This window comes from Collinsella tanakaei YIT 12063 (assembly GCF_000225705.1).
In the GTDB taxonomy this organism is placed as follows: Bacteria; Actinomycetota; Coriobacteriia; order Coriobacteriales; family Coriobacteriaceae; genus Collinsella; species Collinsella tanakaei.
The window spans coordinates 237878-258191 of sequence record NZ_JH126467.1 but is presented as its reverse complement, the minus strand read 5'-3'; the positions used below and the strand labels follow the sequence as shown (position 1 = coordinate 258191).

The following is a 20314-nucleotide window of genomic DNA, read 5'->3' as shown; positions in this document are numbered from 1 at the left end:
TCTACCCCGCAATCTTCAACAACGCGCCGGCGAACCTATCGAGGTCCGCTGGATCGACGCGGTCGTCGAACGAGATGCGAAGCGAACCCAGGGCGCGCTCGCGCGGAATACCCATGGCGGTGAGGACATGACTGGCATCCATGGACCCGCTGGAGCAGGCGGAGGCTGCTGAGACTTCGAACCCGGCGACGTCGAGCTTTAGGATGAGCTCTTCAGACTCGATGCCGTCCACATAAACCGAAACGATACCGGGAAGACGGTCGACCGCAGCGGGGTCGCCCATGGTGGCGTGTATACGAGCAGACGAGGCAAGTCGCCCGTATAGCGCGCGGGAAAGCTCTAACAAGAGGGCGTGATCGCGCTCAAGGGAAGCGTGCACCGTGCGAGCAGCAGCGGCGAAACCGAGAATGGCTCGAAGGTCCTGCGTGCCGGGACGAAGCCCCCTCTCCTGCCCGCCTCCATGGAACAGCGGTGCAAGCTGAGTGCGGTTCTTGAGATACAGCGCGCCGATACCCACGGGTCCCCCAACCTTGTGGCCCGCGACGGAAAGGGCGTCAACGCCAAGCCGTTGCACATCGAGGGGGATGTGGAGCCAGCCCTGCACAGCGTCGGTATGAAAGAGCGCGCCGCATGAATGAGCCGCGCGCGCAAGGTCCTCGATGGGCTGCACGACGCCGGTCTCGTTGTTGGCAAGCATGATGGAGACAAGCGCGACGTCCCGTCCCAGCAAGGCCTCGAGGGCGTCCGGGGTAATGAACCCCTTTCGGCAAGGTTTAACCACGTCGACCGTGAAACCGGCGGCGCGAAGCTGTCCGAGGTTATCGAGGATGGAATCATGCTCGATAGCGGAAACTATCACGCGGCACCGCTTGGCATCGCGGGCACGAGCCGCCTGGGACAGGCCCATGAGAGCCATATAGTTCGACTCGGTACCGCCGCCTGTGAAGACCACCTCGCTCGCGCGCACGCGCGGTCCAAACGTTTTGGCGATGTCCCTGCGAGCCGACTCGAGAGCGGCCTGCGCCTTGCGTCCAAGGCTGTGCAGCGAGTTTGGGTTTGCGCCGGCGATATCGGAGGAGTCGTAGGCGAGTTGAGCGGAAACCGCCTCGGCGCGCAAGGGCGTCGAAGCGGCGTAATCAAGGTTGACGATGCGGTTGATGGATGCGTTTTCCATTGAGCGCGACCCTATCCGCTACGCGTTGACCGCAAGGCCGCGGTTACCGAGCTCGCGAAGCAGATCGACCTCGGCACGAGGATCATCGGCACCAAAGACTGCCGAACCCGCGACCAGAACGTCGGCGCCAGCGCGAACCACCTGCTTGATGTTTTTGGACGAAACGCCTCCGTCGACCTCGATGAGGGGAGACACGCCATGCGCCTCGCAAAGACCGCGGAGCTGGCGCAGCTTGGCGTAGGTACTCTCGATGTAGGACTGGCCGCCAAAGCCCGGGTTCACGCTCATGACCAGGACCATATCGAGCTCTTCGATAATGCTCTCGAGAACGCAGACGGGAGTGGCGGGATTCAAGACAACGCCGGCCTTGCAACCGCGCTCTTGGATGTGCTTGATCGTACGGTGCAGGTGCACGGAGGCCTCGTAATGAACAGTGATGTAATCCGCGCCGGCATCGATATACCAGTCGATGGTCTCGTCAGGATTGGTAACCATCATATGGACATCCAGGGGAACGTCGCAGGAGCGCTTCGCCGCGGCGACGACACCGGATCCAAACGTGAGGTTCTGGGTGAAGTGGCCGTCCATAACATCGATATGGATGAGGTCGGCATTGTCGATCATCTTGAGGTCGCGACCAAGGTTTGCAAGGTCAGCGGAAAGAATCGAGGGGGAAATCAATACGGAATCGCGCATGGTGCCAGCCTTTCTAATCGTCCATGCCATAGAACTCTTGGGTGGGAAAACGGTCCGTGAGCAACTCGAGGGCCTCCGCCAAGGTACCGCCATGATAGAGCGTACGTTCGAGAGCGAAGGTAAGAGGAGCATCCACGCCCAACTCGCGTGCGAGCTCGGAAACACTGCGAGCTGCAGCCGCGCCCTCGACCACCATATGGGAGCGCTGCTGGTACTCGTCAAGCGACGTGCCGCCGGCGAACGCGACGCCGAAAGAACGGTTGCGCGAATGCTCGGAGGTGCAGGTGGCGACCAGATCGCCCATTCCTGCAAGGCCCATGCAAGTCATGGGGTCTCCCCCGCGCGCATGGACCAGACGGCTGATCTCTGCTAGGCCGCGAGTCATAATGAGAGCGAGCGTGTTATCGCCATAGCCTGAACCGGCTGAGATGCCGCACACGATGGCGATGATATTTTTGGTCGCGCCGCACATCTCAACGCCGACCACATCGGGAGAAACGTATACGCGAAGCGCAGGGGAGATAAGAGCCGCCTTGAAGAACTCGGCCACCTCCGGATCCTCCGAGGCGATGACGGCGGCAGATAGGCCCCCGCGACAAATCTCTTCGGCGTGATTAGGGCCAGATAGCGCTGCGATGCGCTCGGGATGACCTATCTCATCTCCTATGACCTCGGTCATCAACAAGCCTGAAGTAAGTTCCACGCCCTTGGTAAGGCAAAGCACCGGAACGGAATCGTCCAGATAAACCGCAGCCTCATGAGCAACGGATCGAAGATGCGTCGAGGGCACGGCAAAGATCACGCCCTCGGCGCCATCGATGACTTCTTGCAGGGACGAAGAGGCGGTAACGTTATCAGGTAGACGATAGCCATCAAGGTAACGGGGGTTGACGTGATTGGAGTTGATTCCGTCCGCCGTCTGCGGGCTATGAGCCCACATGGCAACGGAATCGACGGAATCGGCGACAAGGCCGGCTACGGCCGTGCCCCACGAACCTGCGCCGACAAGGGCGATCTTCATGTCTGTTACTCACCATCCATCTTGGTAGCGCGCTTGGTAAAGGAAAGCTTTGACTCCGTGCCGGCGCGCAAGCGAGAGATGTTGCCACGGTGCGCCCAAACAACGGTCCAACCCAGCACTGCCCAGATAGCAAGCGCAGACAGGCTGATCTGGGGGAACAGAAGATACACGGTAACCGGAACAAGGGCGGCCGTGGTGATTGACCCCACGGAGACATATTTGGTTATGGCCACCAGTATGATGAATATGCCCAGGTGAAGAAGTGCGAGCGGCCAGCAGAATCCAAAGAGCACGCCCACGCCCGTCGCGATCCCCTTGCCTCCGTGAAATTTAAGGTATGGCGAGAAGATGTGCCCGTAGAGGCAGGACAATGCCACGAGCGCCAGCAACACATCGCCCGATGCGCCGGGATCCATAATGGAGGCGCCCGCCCCGTAGCCAAATGCAGCGATGGCCCAGCGCCCAATAAGGACCCCCAAAACGCCCTTGAGGCAGTCAAACAACAGCGTGAGCGCCGCGACCTTGGGACCGGCGACGCGAAGCGCGTTGGTTGTACCGATATTGCCCGAGCCTGCCTTACGGATATCGACGTTACCGGAGAGCCTACCGATGATGAGGCCGAAGGGAATACCGCAAACCAGGTAGCAAACAGCCATGCAAATAACTGTGACTACAATGGGAGATACAGAAGTATCCATGGGCGGGATTAGTCCTCCTTCTTGGAATCTTTCTTACGGAATCGCAGGCGAATAGGCGTACCTTTGAAATCGAAAGCGGCGCGCATGCGGTTTTCGATATAGCGACGATACGTATCGTTCACCATATCGGTATGGTTAACGAAGAAAGTGAACGTAGGCGGCTTGGTGCCGGTCTGCGTCACGTAATGCATGCGAAGGCGGCGCTTGCCATCCACCACGGTATGGCCGAACTCGCGCATCTCGGTAAGCATCTGGTTCAAACGGGATGTAGACACCTTGCTGGCGCGTGCAGCGGCTGCCGCATCGATAAGCGCCCAGATCTTCTCGACGGAACGGCCAGTAAGAGCGGAGATGCGAAGCACGCTGGCCCACGGAGCCAAGGTGAGACGGCGGTCGACCGTCTCCATAACCTGCTCGCGCTCGCGGTCGTCCTTGAGAAGGTCCCATTTATTAAGCAGGATGACCAGTGCGCAACCGCGCTCGATAGCGAGGTTGGCAACCTTTTGATCCTGTTCGGTCATGCCTGTGGTGGAATCAACCACCAGGAGCGCGACGTCTGCGCGGTCGATAGCGCGCAGTCCTCGAACCATAGAGTAATACTCAATGTTCTCGTAAACGGTGCTCTTCTTGCGAATACCGGCGGTGTCGACCATGCAATAACGGCGCCCATCGCGCTCGACGATGGTGTCGATGGCGTCGCGCGTGGTACCCGCGATATCGGATACGATGGAACGGTCGGAACCGATAATCTTATTGAACAGCGAGGACTTGCCAGCGTTGGGTCGGCCTATGATGGCGACAGACAGAGAATTGGGATCCGAAGGCTCCGCGGTAAGATCGTCCTCTTCGGGGAACAGCGCGACAACCTCGTCCAACAAATCGCCGGTACCGTGGCCGTGCAGGGCGGAGATGGCAATAGGCTCGCCAACGCCAAGAGAGTAGAACTCCCACAGGTTATCGCCCTCGCGATCAGGGTTATCAAGTTTATTGACCAGCAAGAACACAGGTGCCTTGACGCGCTTGAGCATGCGGGCGACCGATTCATCTTCTTCCGTGACGCCGGTGGTGCCATCGACGACGAACAAGATGACCGCAGCCTCCTCGCAAGCAGCGAGGGCCTGGTCTCGGATAGAGGCGGAGAAGACGTCCTCGCTCTTAAGGGGCTCGATGCCGCCCGTATCGACCAAAGTGAAGCTACGTCCGTTCCAATCCGCCTCATGATACGAACGGTCTCGAGTGACGCCGCGGCTCTGGTGGACGATGGCATCAGCGGTCTGCGCGATACGATTGACAAGTGTGGACTTGCCCACGTTGGGGCGACCGACGATAGCGACGATGGGTTTCATATATTCAGGCTCCTACAGTCCGAATCTCTAGTGTTGCAAAAGCGGGTCCTCTTCGAGGAAATCGAGAAGCTCCGCCGGGGTTGTGGGAGCCACGCGAACCGCGCCCCCGCGCTTCTCCAGTGATTGAAGAAGCTGCTCACGATGATACCCGTCCAGCGTAAGGCCGCTAGCGTTGAACATCACTTCGGGCAGAATGAGCATAACACCGCCCAAATCTTGGGGCAGCTGTTCAAGAATATCCTCGGCGGTGAGAAGGCCGGTTACGTTGACGTTGCCGCCGAAATAGCGGTTCTTAATATCTGTAACCTTGCCCGCAAGGGACTCGTCCTCAATAAAACGCGCGACCGTGGGACGCGCCGCTTCACCGGATAGAACGAGGAGCTCAAAACCGCGCTCGCGCAAGATGTCGCGAACGGCAACCATACGAGACGGGTTGCGCAACACGGCATCGGTATCGTCCAAATACGAGCGAATCATTCCGATACCGTCGTAAAACTGCGGATAACCGTCGTAGAAATCAGCCGGAGGCGGGTCTAGCCGAGCGGCGATGAAAAACTCATCTGAGAGCTGGAAGGTATGTCGACCAAAGCGCTCGAAAGCACGGTCTTGGTAGGGGCGCACCTGCTCGACGACGGCGCGCGCCAAAGCCGGGTCATGTGAATACGAGGATGTAAAACGGCTTTGGTGCTTGGTAAAACCAAGCGGGACTATACCCAGGCTTGTAACCTGGGGATGGGCCTCGCAGTATTCAAGCGTGCGCGCAAGCTCCTCGCCATCGTTAAGGCCGGGGCACAGCACGATCTGCGCATGGATCTCAATACCCGCAGCCATGAGCAGCTCGAGAACTTCCATGCCGCGTGCGGCGTTCCTACCGATGAGACGGCGGCGCACCTCGGGCGTCACCGCATGTATAGAGACATTCATGGGCGAGAGGTTCTTGGAAATGACGTTTTCAACATCCTCATCGCTCATGTTGGTCAACGTGACAAAATTACCCTGCAGGAATGAAAGCCGATAATCATCATCGCGAATGGTAAGCGTCTTGCGGCTCTCGCGAGGCAGCATGGTCATGAAGCAAAACACGCAGGCGTTGACGCAGGTGCGCATACCGTCGAAGACGGCGTCGTTAAACGTAAGCCCCCAGTCCTCTCCAGGGAAGCGCTCGAGCACGCAGGAGGCCGTCGTGCTGTCGGATGGATCGAAGACCTCAAGCTCGACCTCGTCCTCATCTGCCTCCCACAACCACACGATCATATCCGTCAATGGCTCGCGGTTGACGCGGGACACGTACATGCCGGGTTCGATGCCAGCGTCATATGCAGGGGAATCAGGACGGACCGCGGTTACCAGCGCGCCATGAAACGCGCCGTCCCCCTGAGCGCGCCGCGTAGACGAACCATAGTTGGACGCCTGCGAGGCGTAAGCGGGGACTGTAAGGTCGACAACATCTATATCACTCATAGTCCAACCGCCCGGGCGATAACGGAGCGAGCTTGCTCGATGTGCGCGGCGGGGGTAGAGGCCCCGGCCGTGATGCCGATTAGCGAGGCGCCCTCAAACCACGCGGGGTCGATCTCTGCATCGTCCTCGATATGGTGCGTGGATGCGCAGCGCTCAGAGCAGATCTGCGCCAAACGACGCGTGTTGCCCGAGTTTTTACCACCCACAACCACCATTACGTCGGCACGGCTCGCCAAATCGGCGGCGCTGGCCTGACGCTCATGAGTGGCCTTGCATATTGTGTTGATAACATTGACCTCCGCCACGCGCGGAACAAGAGCGGAGACAATCTGCGCCAAGCGCTCGGGAGTCTGCGTGGTTTGCACAACCACGCCAACGCGACGGCAAAGGTCGATGGAATCAAGGTCCTCGACATTGCTTACAACAAATGCCGCGCCGCCCGCATGGCCCAGGATGCCCTCGACCTCAGGATGCCCGCTCTCCCCCACCACGATAAGCTGATATCCCTGGGCGACCAACTTGGCCGCGGCGGCGTGGACCTTCTTGACGTAGGGGCAGGTGGCGTCGATTACGTGCAGGCCGCGATCGCGCGCCTCATCGATAACCTGCGGCACCACGCCGTGGGCGCGAATGACCAAGGTGCCCGCAGACGCATCGTCTACGGAATCGGCAAGCCCAACCCCCTCGCGCTCAAGCTCGCAAACAACGCGGGGGTTATGGATAAGAGGGCCGAGCGTATGGACAGGTTGGGCGGCATCATGCGCCGCGGCATATGCCATGGACAACGCGCGCTCAACGCCGTAGCACACGCCCGCGTGCAGAGCGATTTCAATAACAGATGCAGGCACGGTCTAGAACCTCCCGGGATGCTCGGCGCGGAGCTGGTCGCGAAGCGTGTACATGCGCGAGACCGCCAGGTCCTCGACCCATTGGGAGCGCTCGCGGCGCTTCATGCCCTCGGGCGCATCGTTAAAGGAAACATGCTCGCCGGCCCTCATCCAGCACTTTTTTGGACGAGGAACCTTTTTGCCGGCAGGGGTGATATCGCGAAAACCGCACACGGCCATAGGCGTGATATCCGTCTTGCCCATCTGCGCCATAAGCGCAAATCCGCCGTGGACCTCGACCGGCTGCTCATCCGTGCGAATGCGCGTGCCCTCCGGGAAGATAAGAACATCCTCCCCGCGCTGCAGGGCGTGCTGCGCGCGTCGAAGACTTTTCATATCTGCGGTGCCGCGCTCGACGGGAATGCCGCCAGCGCGCGAGAACACCCACTCCACGATGCGATGCGAGCCAAATTCACTCTTAAAAATAGGACGGAAGATGCGGCCGCGGCGCCACAGGTAGGTGCAGATGGAGACCACCTCTGCCATAGAGGTGTGGTTGCAGATAATGACGGTGCCCTTACCATCAGAGCGCTCGAGCATATACCGCTCGTCTTCCATGCGGGCGCGCCACATGCACAAGGCGAACGCCCACACAATCGCGAGGGCGACATTGCGAACGCAGCGAATGGGCAGCGGAAACTCGCCTACACCCGCGTCGTAGTACTCATCATAAGTTGAATGGAACAGCTTCATGAATCTCGCCTCTTAGAGATTAGGTCGCGAATCTGGTCGACGACCTCGTCGATGGTGAAACGGGACGAATCGATGCGAACGGCATCGTCGGCGGCGCGCAAGGGCGCGGTTTCACGGGAAGAATCGAGCCTGTCGCGACGTTCAAGATCCGCCAGGGTCTCATCTACCTCGCGCTGAAGAGCCTCATCGCTCAACTGCTCGCCGGGGTGACGCTGCAGCACGCGGCGCCGCGCTCGCTCGCGGGGATCAGCCGTAAGGAAAACCTTGACAAGCGCATTGGGGAACACCACGGTGCCGATATCGCGCCCCTCTGCGACGACATCGCGATCTTGGGCAAAAAGCCGTTGCACGGGCAGCATGGCCTCGCGAACGCCGGGGTAAGCAGACACCTTGGAGACTATGCGGTCTACAGCCGGCGTGCGGATATCATCGCTTACATCGCGCCCATCGACGGAAATGCGCGTAGCCTCGCCCGCAGAATCAAAGCTGATGTCAAGAGAGCGAGAAAGGGTGACGACCCCGTCTTCATCGTCCAAATCCACACCATGCAGCGTGCAGGCAAAGGCGACGGTGCGGTACAGGGCCCCGGTATCCAGCTTCTCAAACCCCATGCGCCTCGCGATCTCGCGGGCGATGGTGGACTTTCCAGAACCAGCGGGGCCATCGATGGCAACGATCATCGCCGGTCTCCTTTCTGTTCAGCCGCGCGCCGTCGAGGGCGGCGGAACACATATCAATACAAGCGAACCAGCAGGAGCGGTATTCTACTCGCGAACCGCTACCCTCTGAGCAAGGCGACCTCGCGCTCATCTAGCTCGCGCCAAGAACCCAAGGCCAGGTCACCCAGATCAAGATCCCCAAAACGGCAACGGTGCAAGCGCAACACGGGATGGTGCACGCGGCCGAGCATGCGCTTGACCTGATTCTTACGGCCCTCTCTAATCTGGACCTCGACAAAACCCGTATGCGCGGGAACGTTGCCGTAGGCCACCGGAGCGGCGAGCCGCCTAGAAACGATGCGGCAGCGAGCGGGCTGGCAAGGCCCATCGTCCAGCTCTATGCCACGGCGCAAAGGCTCCAGGTCCTCATCGCGCACATCGCCGTCGACCAACGCGATATAGGTCTTCCAGACGTGCTTTGAGGGATGCAGGAGATCTTGGCCCAAATCGCCGTCAGTGGTGAACAGCAGCAAGCCGGTGGTATCCATATCAAGTCTACCAACCGGAAACAGGCCCGGGTATTTATCTACGGGAACGAGCTCCGCCACGCACGGCCTGCCTTGGGGATCGCGCATGGTGGTGAGATAGCCCGCGGGCTTGTTGAGCATGAGGTATGCCTTACCGCGCGACAGCACTACGGCAACGCCGTCAACCTCGACAAGATCGACCAAGGGATCGACCTTGGTTCCCAGCTCGCATGCGATGCGCCCGTTCACCTTGACGCGTCCCGCCGTCATAAGATCCTCCGACCCCCTGCGGCTCGCGACGCCCGCACGGGCCAAAAACCGCTGCAACCTCATGGGGACCAGGCGCTCATCGGGGCGGAATGCGGGGCTACTCATGGGAACCGCCTTCCATATCCGTAACATCCGCGTCGCCATCGGCGACGCCGCCGATCAGTTCCATGTCCGCATCCGGAACATCCTCGGTACCCAGCAGGTCGCGCTCCTCCTCCAAGTCCTCTTCCGTCTCCTCTAAGGTGGACTGGATGGAGCGGCCGCTTAAGCGTTCGCGAATAAACTGGCGCGATTGCTCATCCGGTGCAAACTGCTCAAGATCGGGCAGGTCGCGCACGCTGCGAAGACCGAACTTCTCCAAGAATGCCGCCGTGGTGCCGTAGAGAATTGCCTGCCCGCGCTGGGGATCGCGACCCATCTCGCGGATAAGGCCCTTATCGGCTAGCGACGAGATGACGCCGTCGGAGTTGACGCCGCGGATGCCCTTGACGGTCTCTCGCGTAACGGGCTGGTGGTACGCGATGACGGCGAGCGTCTCGAGCGCCGCCTGGCTGAGCTTCTGGGTGTCCCAAGACAGCACAAACGCCTCAACCTGGTCGTGAAACGCCGGGTGCGTGAACAGGCGCCATCCGCCCGCAACCTCGCGAAGCTGAAAACCGCGATTCGCCTCCTCATACTCAACCTGGAGTTCCGCTAGAAGCGATGCGACCTCGCCCGGAGCGACATCAAGCGAAGCCGCAAGCGCGCTGGCGCTTACCGGATCGCTGGAAACCAGCAGCAACGCTTCGAGCGCACCCTTTATGGACGAGGGGCCCAACGTAGAAAGGTCGGACATACGGGCTACTCCCCTTCTTCTTCAAGCGATTCGCCGAGACGGTACTCCGGCGCGCCCTCAACGCGGTCGATGCGAATGATGCCGAAATTCTCGTCCTGCTCAAGCGTGACCGAACCGCGCTTGGCAAGCTCGAGAATCGCCAAAAAGGTGGCGACCACCTGCTCTGTGGTGGCATCGCCATCGAGCAGCTCCCTAAACGTAGTATGAGGACGAGAAATGGTAACGCGGTCAACGGAGGCAACGGTAAGCTCGATAGGCATGCGGCGCGGGGCGACATGTTCGGCCTCAAGCAGAAACTTCTCGCGGCGGCCATCGATATCCGCGCAAATCACCGCCAGTCCGCGCAGCGTGATGCCGGCCAGGTAATCTGGCATAAGGTTCAAAAACTCTGGGTCGGGACCGGCGACTCGCGGATGCATGCGGCTTTCGGCCTCCATACGGGCGCCCAGGGCAGCCGCCGCACCCTTGAACTGCTTGTACGCGATAAGGCGGGCGATAAGGACCTCGCGAAGCGCGTCGCCGTCCAGGTCCGCAAGCTCTTCATCCTCGCCCTCGTCCAAAGACGCCTTAATGGGTTCATCTGGAACCAGGGAAGCCGCTTTGATATCGAGGAGGGTGGCGGCGACAAGCAAAAAGTCGCTCGCAACATCCAGGTCCAGCGCCTGCATGCGTTCGACTTCGGCGAGATACTGCTCGGCGACCTCTGAAATGGAGATGGATCCGATATCGACCTTTTGCCTGCTCACCAACTGGAGCAGCAGGTCAAAGGGGCCGGAATAAGCCTGCGTGGAAACGCGATAAGACAACGCCAGCCTCCTTGGACTCGACCCGTAAAACCGCAAGGCACCCAAGGCAAATGCGGTCTATCTGCACAAACTGCTAAAAGTGTACCGCACTCTTATGCCAGGGCGAAGGACAGAAGGGCATCGCCCAGCGGATACACCGTGAAATCGAAGTAGATATCGATGAGGTCGATGCCCGTGAGCATGGGCAGCAGGTAGAGCACAACGATCAAGATGGGCATGGCGTATTGCTGGATACGGTAGTAGGTGTTGAGCGCCTCGCCCTTGAGAAACAGCACCAAGATGGAGGAGCCATCCAGCGGGGGAAGCGGAATAAGGTTGAAAAACGCCAGGGACAGGTTTACGAAGATAAACGTGAGCGCAAACTCCGCAACAATGGAACCGGCGGCCGTGGCCCACATCGACCCGTTTACCACGCCGGAGAGCAACAGCGCGCCCAGGCACGCAAGCACGATGTTGGAAGCGGGCCCCGCCAGCGAGATCAAGAGCTCGTCGCGCTTGGGATGCTTGAGGTTGCCCAAATAGATCGGAACCGGCTTGGCGAACGCGAACACCGGGCCGCCTGCGGCGATCATGAGCAGCGGCAGCAATATAGTGCCGAACGGATCGATATGGTTAAGCGGGTTGAGAGACACCCTTCCACGCGAGCGCGCCGTCTTATCACCCAGGGCATAAGCGGCAAGCGCGTGCGCGCTCTCATGGATGACGATGCCGATGATGACGGCAAGGGCGCTGATAAGCAGCGATTCTATATCTAGACCCATCGGTTGCGATACCTCCTAAAGGCGCAGGGTGCGAGACGCGCGGCAGCATACGTAGTCAAGAAGGAACAAGACTGCGGCGACCAGGGCGAAATCAAGACGGAACACCCCTCCAAACGGCGTGGTGATGACTCCGTAGCCAGCGATGACGGCGGGCATGGCGCGAGAGAGGTCGACTACGAACCCAACCATGTTGAGCCGCGCCGAAAGCCCGGAAAAGCACAGGACGACGGTGATGGCGCACATCGCGATAGCGCATAGCCTCAGCGCGATGGCCACAATGCTCAGGACGATAGCCCCGGCTCTACGCAAGTCCACGTGCGGTCTCCTCTTCAATCTTTGTCGAGAGCTCGAGCCATTCATCCTCGAGCGCGGGAATCTCCTTCTTGAGACCGTTATATTCCACCAACGCGGCGTTGAATTTCTCCTGATCGGCGTAAAGCTCCTCAGACGCCATCAACTCCATGAGCTCGTCATAGCGCTTGCGATGCTTCTCTAGAAGCCTATCGACCTCGGCCAAGCGCGTCTTGGTCTTCTTAAGGCGGCGGTTGAGCTCGGCGCGGGCGTCTGCCTCGGCACGGCGCTGCTCGCGGGTCTTCTTGCCCTCGCGGACGGGCGTCTGCTCCGTAACGTGAACACGAGGTGCGCGGGCGGGCTGCTTGGCCTGCTGCGATGCGGTCTCTTCCGCCGCGGCGCGCTGCGCCAGGTCCTCGCGTTTATACAGGTAGTAATCGTAATCACCGTCGATCACGGTCATCTTGCCGTCGCGAATATCAACCACGCGGTTCGCCACAGCGCGCACTAGGTGCTCGTCATGGCTAATGAGGACGATGGTGCCGGGGAAGTTGCGCAGCGCATTCTCGAGCATATCGACCGAATCGATATCAAGGTGGTTAGTAGGCTCGTCCAGGCACAGCAGCGCTTCGGGGGCTACCAGCATCTTGGCCAGGGCCAAACGCGCGCGCTCTCCGCCGGACAGTACGCCTACGCGCTTGTCGACGGAGTCGCCGCTAAAGAGGAACGCGCCCAAAAGGCTGCGCTCTTGCGGAACGGTCCAGCCAGGTGCCACCGAGTCGATCTCCTGCAGCACCGTGTTGGACTCCTTCAAGCCCTCCAGCTGATGCTGGGCGTAGTACGCAACGCCTACGTGAAGACCAAGCTCGCGGGTACCAGATGAAGGCGCCTCGACACCGGCGAGCATCTTGAGGAGCGTAGATTTACCGGCGCCGTTGGGGCCAACCAGGGCCACGCGGTCGCCGCGGTAGAGCTTGAGATCTATACCGCTATAGATATGCTTGTCGCCATAGGACTTACTCACACCCTCAAGCGCCGCAACCATGTCTCCGGAGCGCGGGGGATCGGGAAACTTGAAGTCTACATGCTTGTGGCCCTCGGGCAAAATGACAAGCTCGCTTTTGATCTGCTCGATACGGCGCATGCGCTCTTGAGCCTGCGCCGCCTTGGTGGGCTTATAGCGAAACTTATCCACGAAGACCTGCATATGGGCGATCTCGCGCTCCTGGGCGGCTCGCTTGGCGCGCATCTGCTCAAGGTTGTCCTCGCGCTGCTTAAGATAGGACGAATAGTTGCCCGTGTACACCGTTACGCGGCGGTTCTCCAAAGCCGCGACGTGGTCCACGCAGGCGTCCATAAAGGCGCGGTCGTGGCTGACAATGAGAACGGCGCCCTCGTAGTTCGCGATGAAGCCGCGCAGCCACTGGACGCTCTCGAGGTCCAAGTGGTTGGTCGGCTCGTCCAGCAATAGAAGGTCCGGCCTGCGCAAGAAGAGCTTCGCCAGCGCGATGCGCATCTGCCAACCGCCAGAGAATTCAGAGCACGGCTTATCGAAATCCTCTACGCGAAAACCCAAGCCCGCGAGGATCTGACGAGCGTTGCTCTCCAGCTCGTATCCGCCAAGATGCTCGAAGCGGTCCTGAACGCGACCGTACTCGGTTAGCATCTCATCCAAATTATCGTCTCGAGAAGCCTCTGCGATGCGCACTTGAAGCTCCTCGGCGCGCTCGCCCATTCGACGAATCTCCTCGGCCGATGCCATCACCTCTTGAATGATGGACGTGTCGGAGGCAAGCTTGGTCTCCTGCTCGAGATAGCCCACCTTAACGTCCTTGGCATATTGCACGGAGCCTGAATCGGGAGACTCCTGGCCCATGATGATTTTGAGCATGGTGGTCTTGCCGGCACCATTTGGTCCAACCAGCGCATAGCGCTCGCCGGCATTGATCTGAAGCGTGGCGCCGGAGAACAGCACGCGGGCGCCAAAGCTTTTCTCGATCTTGTCTGCAAGGAGAATCATGTATCCATCACCTTCGCACTTTGACCAATAAGAAAAAAGGACCCGGTCTCCCGGGTCCCCATTAAGTTCTGGTGGGCGATACAAGATTCGAACTTGTGACCCCATCCGTGTGAAGGATGTGCTCTACCACTGAGCCAATCGCCCTTAGCGCTTTTCAGCAGAAAGAATATTACCATGGGATTCCAAATACGCCAACAACTATTTTTGGAATCTTGTCGCGTTTATGGACAAGGTTGTGGACGAGGAAGGATTGACAACGGGAATCTCGCCGCGCTCGATAGCGCGAGCAACCTGTCGATCGGTACGAAGAACCTTGCCCGTAGGCGTGCGTTGAAGGTCGAATACGTCAAACGCCGTACCAGCAAGCTGGTCTTTCTTTACCTGCGTAACTAGGTAGAGCAATAGCCCGTTGATAAACAGGCTGTACAACGAAGAGGCAACGCTGGCAAGCTGCCCACTCACCGCATTGTGCGCACAAGAGGCCGCGCTAAGAATCACAAGGATGATCGCGAGGATACGGAAGCGCTTGGCGAACCTGGGATGGTCGGCGCAATGCAATGCGGCGATGGCGAGGACAATGTTGAACACAAGATCGACCAGAAAGACGGCACCACTTGCAAGCGCAGCCTGTCGCGTGGGCGTCACGGCGCTGGAGAAGTCCGTGATATCAAAACCGTTCAACAGGTAAAACGCCAAGAAGACGATGGCGACAAACGCGGAGAGCACATACCAAGCAAGATAAAGCTTGCTGACGAACCTCAGCACCTGTTGGGCACCGGAATGTGTGTTGTATCCATGTGACGGAGCGGGGTCCATGTTCTTCCCCTTTAAAGACTGCTGATTTATATCGTATCGAGTTTATCAGAAGTGCCCCGGGTTCTCCCCTTTTAGACACGCCACGGAACACCTCGGTTACACAAACGAAGCGTGGACGATTGCCGCGATGCAAGAGAATCCGCCGCAAGGCGAAATGTACCCGAGTAGAGGATCTTTCTCAACAAAAAAAGAGTCGAAAGCGAACTTCCGACTCTTGAAATTTCTTGGGTGGAGACGAGGGGGATCGAACCCCTGACCTCTTGACTGCCAGTCAAGCGCTCTCCCAGCTGAGCTACGCCCCCAAGCGGTGCGGAAAATAATATACGGGAATAGATAGCTGCGTGCAAGAACTTTTTTGAAAAAGATTCAGATGGACCAATTGCACCAATTGGACAATTAATCGATAAGCAGACTAGCCGACTGATCACTCGCATATGAAAAAAGAGCCGGAAGAGAACTTCCGACTCTTGAACAATCTTGGGTGGAGACGAGGGGGATCGAACCCCTGACCTCTTGACTGCCAGTCAAGCGCTCTCCCAGCTGAGCTACGCCCCCAAGCAACAAAAGAAATTATAACCATGCATCGAGAAGCATTGCAAGAACTTTTTTTTCGTTATGAGAAATCTCAATGAGCATCTCAATGAGCAGATCCTACAAGTCTCTAGTCCGCCCAATACATATAGAAAGGTCGCGCACTAGGCACGACCTGCAGATTCAATGGTGGGCCTGCCGGGATTCGAACCCAGAACCCAGGGATTATGAGTCCCCTGCGCTAACCGTTGCGCCACAAGCCCTTATAACACCGTGTATGAAAAAAGCCTCCGAACTAACTCGGAGGCTCTCAGATTCTTGGGTGGAGACGAGGGGGATCGAACCCCTGACCTCTTGACTGCCAGTCAAGCGCTCTCCCAGCTGAGCTACGCCCCCAAGCGGTGCGATGAATAATATACGGGAAAGCCCACCCTAATGCAAGGATAAATTTAAGAAAATTTGAAACTCGCTCACTCAAACTCGCCCACCCTAAGGCCTACGGCTTAAGCATTGCGCACCCGGTTGCAAAAGAGGGGCCAAGCCAGCCCCTCCCCTAGCAATATTCAAACCAAACAGGAAACCCAGCCTAGCGGGCGTCGACAACCATCTGAGCGACCTTGGAGGCAACCTCATCGATTGCTACGTCCACTCGATCGCCGGTAGCGCGATCTTTCAGCTCCACGGTGCCGTTCTTGAGGCCGCGCTTGCCGATGACGATCTGGTACGGGAAGCCCATAAGGTCGTTGTCGGCGAATTTGACGCCCGGGCGCTCATCGCGATCGTCCACAACAACCTCGATACCGGCATCGCACAGGGCGGAAGAGATGGCGTCGCAGGCGGCGGCGCACTCGTCTAGCTTAGGATCGAGCGGGACGATGGAGACCTCATACGGGGCGATGGAGACGGGCCAAATGATTCCATGCTCATCATTGTGCTGCTCGACGACGGCGGCAAGCGTACGGGAAACGCCCACGCCGTAGCAACCCATGATAAACGGCTTCTCCTCACCGTTCTCGTCCGCGAACGTGGCGCCCATGGCCTCGGAGTACTTGGTACCCAGCTGGAACACCTGGGAGACCTCAATACCGCGGGCACCCTTGAGAGGACGGCCACAGTGGGGGCAGGGATCCCCTTCGCGAACGGTGATAAGATCAGCCCACTCGTCCACCGTGAAATCGCGATCGGGGCATGCACCGATAAAGTGGTAGTCGACCTCATTTGCACCGCAGGCCCAGCTACGGGACTCACGAAGAGACTCGTCAACAACAAGACGGATACCCTGGGGCAGGTTCACAGGCCCGATGAAGCCCTTGAAGAGGCCGGCCTCGACAAGCTCCTCCTCGCTCATCATATGATACTCGCCAAAAATCTTCTCAGCCTTGCACTCGTTGAGCTCATGGTCGCCGGGAACTATGGCGACAACCTTGGTACCGTCCTCGGCAATAAGGGCCAGGGATTTGCGGGTCCCGTTTTGGGGGAAGCCAAAGAAGTCGGCAACGGCCTCGATGGTACCCATGCCAGGAGTGAGAACCTTTTCCAAGGTGCCGTCTCCAGGGCCCTCGGTCACCGCGACCTTAGTGGAAGCGGCCTCATCGTCAGCGGCGAATCCGCAGTCATCGCAGTAGACCAGGCTCGCCTCGCCAGCGTCCGCCAAAGCCATGAACTCGACGGAGGTATCGCCGCCGATCTGACCGGAGTCGGCGACTACGGGCAGGGCCTTAAGGCCGCAGCGCTCGCAGATGCGGGCATAGGCGTCCTTCATGTCGTCGTAGATCTCCTGCAGGCTCTCCTGCGTGGCGGAGAAGGAATAGCCGTCCTTCATGATGAACTCGCGGCCGCGCATGAGGCCGAAGCGGGGACGCATCTCATCGCGGAACTTATCTTGGATCTGATACAAGTTGACGGGCAGCTGCTTATAGGAACGCAACTCGTTTTTCACCAAATCGGTGATGGTCTCCTCATGAGTGGGACCAAGAACAAACTCACGGTCGTGGCGGTCCTTCATACGCATCAGCTCGGGCCCATAAGCGTTCCAACGGCCGCTCTCATGCCACAGGGCGCCATCGACGACCATGGGCATAAGAAGCTCCTGTGCCCCGGCGGCGTCCATCTCGTCGCGGACGATGTCCTCGATCTTCTTGAGCGAGCGCCAAGCCAGCGGCAGGTAGCTATACAGGCCGGCGGCCTGCTTGCGGATCATACCGGCGCGCAGCAGCAGACGATGGCTGGCGAGCTCGGCCTCCGCCGGATCCTCTTTAAGCGTGGGGGCGTACAACGCGGACATCTTCATGGCCTTGGTGCGTTTGGTAGACACTATGGAACTCCTCTGATATATGTGCAAAACAACAGCAATGATACCGCAAACGGGACGACGCTACAGCGCCTCCACCTCTTCGATGAGGGCATCGACGATCTGAGACTCATCGACCTTCCTCACAACTTCGCCATGGCGGAACAACAAGGCGGAACCTCGTCCGCAAGCAACGCCCACGTCCGCATCCGAAGCCTCACCGGGTCCGTTGACAACGCAACCCATGACGGCAACAGTGACGGGCTTGGTGCAAGACGCAAGGCGACGAGTCACTTCGTCCGCGATCTCGATAAGATCGACCTGGCAGCGGGCACAGGTTGGGCACGAAACAATCTCCGGTCCACGACGACGAAGCTCGAGCGCGGACAAGATACCCCAGGCGACGGGGACCTCCTCGACAGGGTCGGCCGTAAGGGACACACGCATGGTGTCGCCAATACCCTCCGCTAGCAGCGCACCCAAAGCGATAGAGCTCTTAATGGTGCCCTGCTGGATACCGCCGGCCTCAGTCACGCCAAGATGCAAGGGGATCTGCGGCAATTCGGAAGAGAGCCTGCGGTAGGTCTCGAGCGTGGTGGAAACGCTGTGAGCCTTGGCAGACAAGACGATATCGGTAAAGCCTCGGGTCTCGAAATGCTCGACGAACTGCATGGACGAGGCGACGAGCTTGTCAACTTGCGATAAGTCCTCGCGCGAGGCGATATCTTTATCAAGCGACCCCGCATTCACACCAATGCGAATCGCAGCGCCAGCCTGGCCGGCAGCGTCGATGACGGCGTCGACACGATCCCAAGACCCAATGTTTCCGGGGTTGATGCGCAGCTTTGAAGCCCCGTGTTCGACCGCAGCGATGGCGAGCCGATAGTCGAAATGAATATCGGCCACAATGGGAACGGGGCTTAACGAGCAGATTCGTCCAAACGGCTCGACGGCTTCCGCCGTGGGCACGGACACCCGGACGATGTCACAGCCCGCCTGGACAAGAGTATTGACCTGCGCGAGCGTGACATCGGCATCGGTGGTGGGAGTGCACGTCATCGACTGGACGACAACGGGCGCTCCCCCGCCAATCTGCACCCCGCCAACATTAACGGGACGCGTGAGGTTACGTGCGGGAACGGACGCCTTCGACATGGGAAACCCCCTTCTCTAAAGCAAGCGCAGGATATCAACCCTGAGCATGTATACAAACAGCAATCCGAACAAAATGATACCCAGCCAGGAAAAAGCAGCCTGGACCTTGATGGGCACCTGCCGGCGAGACAGAGCTTGGACGATTTCAATCAGCAGCTTGCCGCCGTCTAGCGGCGGAATGGGCAACAGGTTCATGAATCCCAGCGAGAAAGAGATGAGCGCCGCAAAGCTGAGGAACGTGCCCGCACCGGCTTGTGCTGCTTGGGCGGAAAGAACCGAGATGCCAACGATTGACGCGGAGTTATTCAGCATCTCAACCGTATGCTGCGGGGTAAGCATGCGAATGACGCCCTGCGCTGTTTGGACGATGTACATGGCTCCCACCCGCATGGAATCCAATGGATTAAGGCGAACCGTGCGGACGGACGCGCTGATACCAAGCGTGCCCTGATCGCTTAGCTCGATACTCATCTGCCGTTGAGAGCCGCCATGCTCGACCGTGAGGTCAACGGTGCCGTCCTCCCCCGATTCCTGTAAGGCGTTATACACCTCTTCCCACGTAGCGGTACTCTCTCCATCGACCATGAGAATAGCGTCTCCGGCTTTAAGGCCAGCGCTCGCCGCAGGAGACCCCGCTTCGACAGCCCCGATGGTATTGACGTTGTCAACTGACTGAATGCCAACAATTGAGTAGACACCCACCATGAGAATGAATCCGGTCAAGATGTTCACGATAATGCCCGCAACAAGCATGAACGCGCGCTTCCAAAAACCCTTGCCCAAATAGGTATGGGAGCGCTCGCAGCGATAGAACTCATCATCACCCATGGGAGGAACCCACGCATCGCCCTGCTTAGTCGCATGGGTTCGGTCGAAGGCCTTGCCATCATATACGGTGTTTCCCGCAGCGTCGCGCGGCATGGACGCATACGTCATGGGGTAATACTTGGAGCTCTGCTTGCTCTCGTCCTCATACACGGGCGCGATTGAACCCCAGCCAAGAAGAAACGCGCATGCATCCAAAACGTCATCCGGATCAAGCTCGAGTTCGCGAGCAAGCTCGGATACGCTTACCGTGCCGCGACGATGCACAGCCGCGAGAACCGCCGGCGCGCACGGAACCGTTTGCGGATCCATACCGCATATAGCAGCGTAGCCGCCGATGAGAAGCGGCGTCACTCCAAATTTGGTACCAATACGCTTGGAGGAGAAATGAACGTTAAAACGACAGGGCATCCCCAAAAAAAGCTCGGTTACGCGGACGCCGCAAGCCCGCGCGGCAAGAAAATGCCCACCCTCGTGAACGAAGACGAGCACGGACAGCAAAAGAACGCCCCAAAAAATAGGAGCGATAATTTCAGAAATTGCTTCCATATA

Annotated in this window: 19 protein-coding genes and 5 tRNA genes; all 24 read right to left on the bottom strand. The window is 59.0% G+C overall.

The features are described from left to right. Position 1 precedes the first annotated feature (1 nt). Positions 2-1174: a cysteine desulfurase family protein gene (locus HMPREF9452_RS01255; RefSeq protein WP_009140275.1), complete on the bottom strand. Its 1173-nt coding sequence runs from the start codon at positions 1172-1174 to the stop codon at positions 2-4. A gap of 18 nt (positions 1175-1192) precedes the next feature. Further along, positions 1193-1870, bottom strand: coding sequence for a ribulose-phosphate 3-epimerase (gene rpe, locus HMPREF9452_RS01250; RefSeq protein ID WP_009140274.1), 678 nt, complete (start codon positions 1868-1870; stop codon positions 1193-1195). 13 nt (positions 1871-1883) lie between these two features. Beyond that, on the bottom strand, positions 1884-2891 hold the full coding sequence (locus tag HMPREF9452_RS01245; protein WP_009140273.1) for an NAD(P)H-dependent glycerol-3-phosphate dehydrogenase: 1008 nt from the start codon (positions 2889-2891) through the stop codon (positions 1884-1886). Positions 2892-2896: 5 nt separating this feature from the next. Beyond that, positions 2897-3589 (bottom strand): glycerol-3-phosphate 1-O-acyltransferase PlsY, encoded by a 693-nt coding sequence (gene plsY / locus HMPREF9452_RS01240; protein WP_009140272.1) that lies wholly within the window; start codon positions 3587-3589, stop codon positions 2897-2899. An 8-nt stretch (positions 3590-3597) separates the two neighbouring features. Further along, positions 3598-4935, bottom strand: coding sequence for a ribosome biogenesis GTPase Der (der, locus tag HMPREF9452_RS01235; protein ID WP_009140271.1), 1338 nt, complete (start codon positions 4933-4935; stop codon positions 3598-3600). 27 nt (positions 4936-4962) lie between these two features. Further along, entirely contained in the window at positions 4963-6396 is a 1434-nt protein-coding gene (locus HMPREF9452_RS01230) for a DUF512 domain-containing protein (protein WP_009140270.1), read from the bottom strand. After that, positions 6393-7244 (bottom strand): 4-hydroxy-3-methylbut-2-enyl diphosphate reductase, encoded by an 852-nt coding sequence (locus HMPREF9452_RS01225; protein ID WP_009140269.1) that lies wholly within the window; start codon positions 7242-7244, stop codon positions 6393-6395. Before HMPREF9452_RS01225 ends, HMPREF9452_RS01230 begins: the two co-directional genes overlap by 4 nt. A 3-nt stretch (positions 7245-7247) precedes the next feature. Further along, entirely contained in the window at positions 7248-7976 is a 729-nt protein-coding gene (locus HMPREF9452_RS01220) for a lysophospholipid acyltransferase family protein (RefSeq protein WP_009140268.1), read from the bottom strand. Beyond that, on the bottom strand, positions 7973-8656 hold the full coding sequence (cmk, locus tag HMPREF9452_RS01215; RefSeq protein WP_009140267.1) for a (d)CMP kinase: 684 nt from the start codon (positions 8654-8656) through the stop codon (positions 7973-7975). The genes HMPREF9452_RS01220 and cmk overlap by 4 nt, the downstream gene beginning before the upstream one ends. Before the next feature lie 98 nt (positions 8657-8754). Next, the gene (locus tag HMPREF9452_RS01210) at positions 8755-9537 is read right to left on the bottom strand and encodes a pseudouridine synthase (protein ID WP_009140266.1); all 783 of its coding nucleotides are present in this window, start codon (positions 9535-9537) and stop codon (positions 8755-8757) included. Further along, entirely contained in the window at positions 9530-10267 is a 738-nt protein-coding gene (gene scpB / locus HMPREF9452_RS01205) for an SMC-Scp complex subunit ScpB (protein ID WP_009140265.1), read from the bottom strand. Before scpB ends, HMPREF9452_RS01210 begins: the two co-directional genes overlap by 8 nt. A 5-nt stretch (positions 10268-10272) precedes the next feature. Further along, positions 10273-11073 carry a segregation and condensation protein A gene (locus tag HMPREF9452_RS01200; protein WP_009140264.1) on the bottom strand — a complete coding sequence of 267 codons (801 nt, stop codon included), beginning with the start codon at positions 11071-11073 and terminating at the stop codon, positions 10273-10275. Between the two features lie 92 nt (positions 11074-11165). Next, positions 11166-11834, bottom strand: coding sequence for a site-2 protease family protein (locus tag HMPREF9452_RS01195; RefSeq protein ID WP_009140263.1), 669 nt, complete (start codon positions 11832-11834; stop codon positions 11166-11168). 15 nt (positions 11835-11849) lie between these two features. Beyond that, positions 11850-12149, bottom strand: a complete 300-nt coding sequence (locus HMPREF9452_RS01190; protein WP_009140262.1) for a hypothetical protein — start codon at positions 12147-12149, stop codon at positions 11850-11852. Continuing rightward, entirely contained in the window at positions 12136-14145 is a 2010-nt protein-coding gene (locus tag HMPREF9452_RS01185) for an ABC-F family ATP-binding cassette domain-containing protein (protein ID WP_009140261.1), read from the bottom strand. The genes HMPREF9452_RS01190 and HMPREF9452_RS01185 overlap by 14 nt, the downstream gene beginning before the upstream one ends. Before the next feature lie 69 nt (positions 14146-14214). Then, positions 14215-14289: transfer RNA gene (locus HMPREF9452_RS01180), tRNA-Val, on the bottom strand. A gap of 54 nt (positions 14290-14343) precedes the next feature. After that, positions 14344-14961: a hypothetical protein gene (locus HMPREF9452_RS01175; protein WP_009140260.1), complete on the bottom strand. Its 618-nt coding sequence runs from the start codon at positions 14959-14961 to the stop codon at positions 14344-14346. Positions 14962-15190: 229 nt separating this feature from the next. Then, a tRNA-Ala gene (locus HMPREF9452_RS01170) sits at positions 15191-15263 on the bottom strand. Positions 15264-15443: 180 nt separating this feature from the next. Continuing rightward, a tRNA-Ala gene (locus HMPREF9452_RS01165) sits at positions 15444-15516 on the bottom strand. Between the two features lie 163 nt (positions 15517-15679). Continuing rightward, a tRNA-Ile gene (locus HMPREF9452_RS01160) sits at positions 15680-15755 on the bottom strand. 60 nt (positions 15756-15815) lie between these two features. Further along, positions 15816-15888, bottom strand: a tRNA-Ala gene (locus tag HMPREF9452_RS01155). 190 nt (positions 15889-16078) lie between these two features. Beyond that, on the bottom strand, positions 16079-17782 hold the full coding sequence (locus tag HMPREF9452_RS01150) for a proline--tRNA ligase (RefSeq protein WP_040362191.1): 1704 nt from the start codon (positions 17780-17782) through the stop codon (positions 16079-16081). Positions 17783-17866: 84 nt separating this feature from the next. Next, positions 17867-18937 carry a flavodoxin-dependent (E)-4-hydroxy-3-methylbut-2-enyl-diphosphate synthase gene (ispG, locus tag HMPREF9452_RS01145; protein WP_009140258.1) on the bottom strand — a complete coding sequence of 357 codons (1071 nt, stop codon included), beginning with the start codon at positions 18935-18937 and terminating at the stop codon, positions 17867-17869. 15 nt (positions 18938-18952) lie between these two features. Next, positions 18953-20311, bottom strand: a complete 1359-nt coding sequence (locus HMPREF9452_RS01140; RefSeq protein ID WP_009140257.1) for a M50 family metallopeptidase — start codon at positions 20309-20311, stop codon at positions 18953-18955. Between the last annotated feature and the right edge of the window lie 3 nt (positions 20312-20314).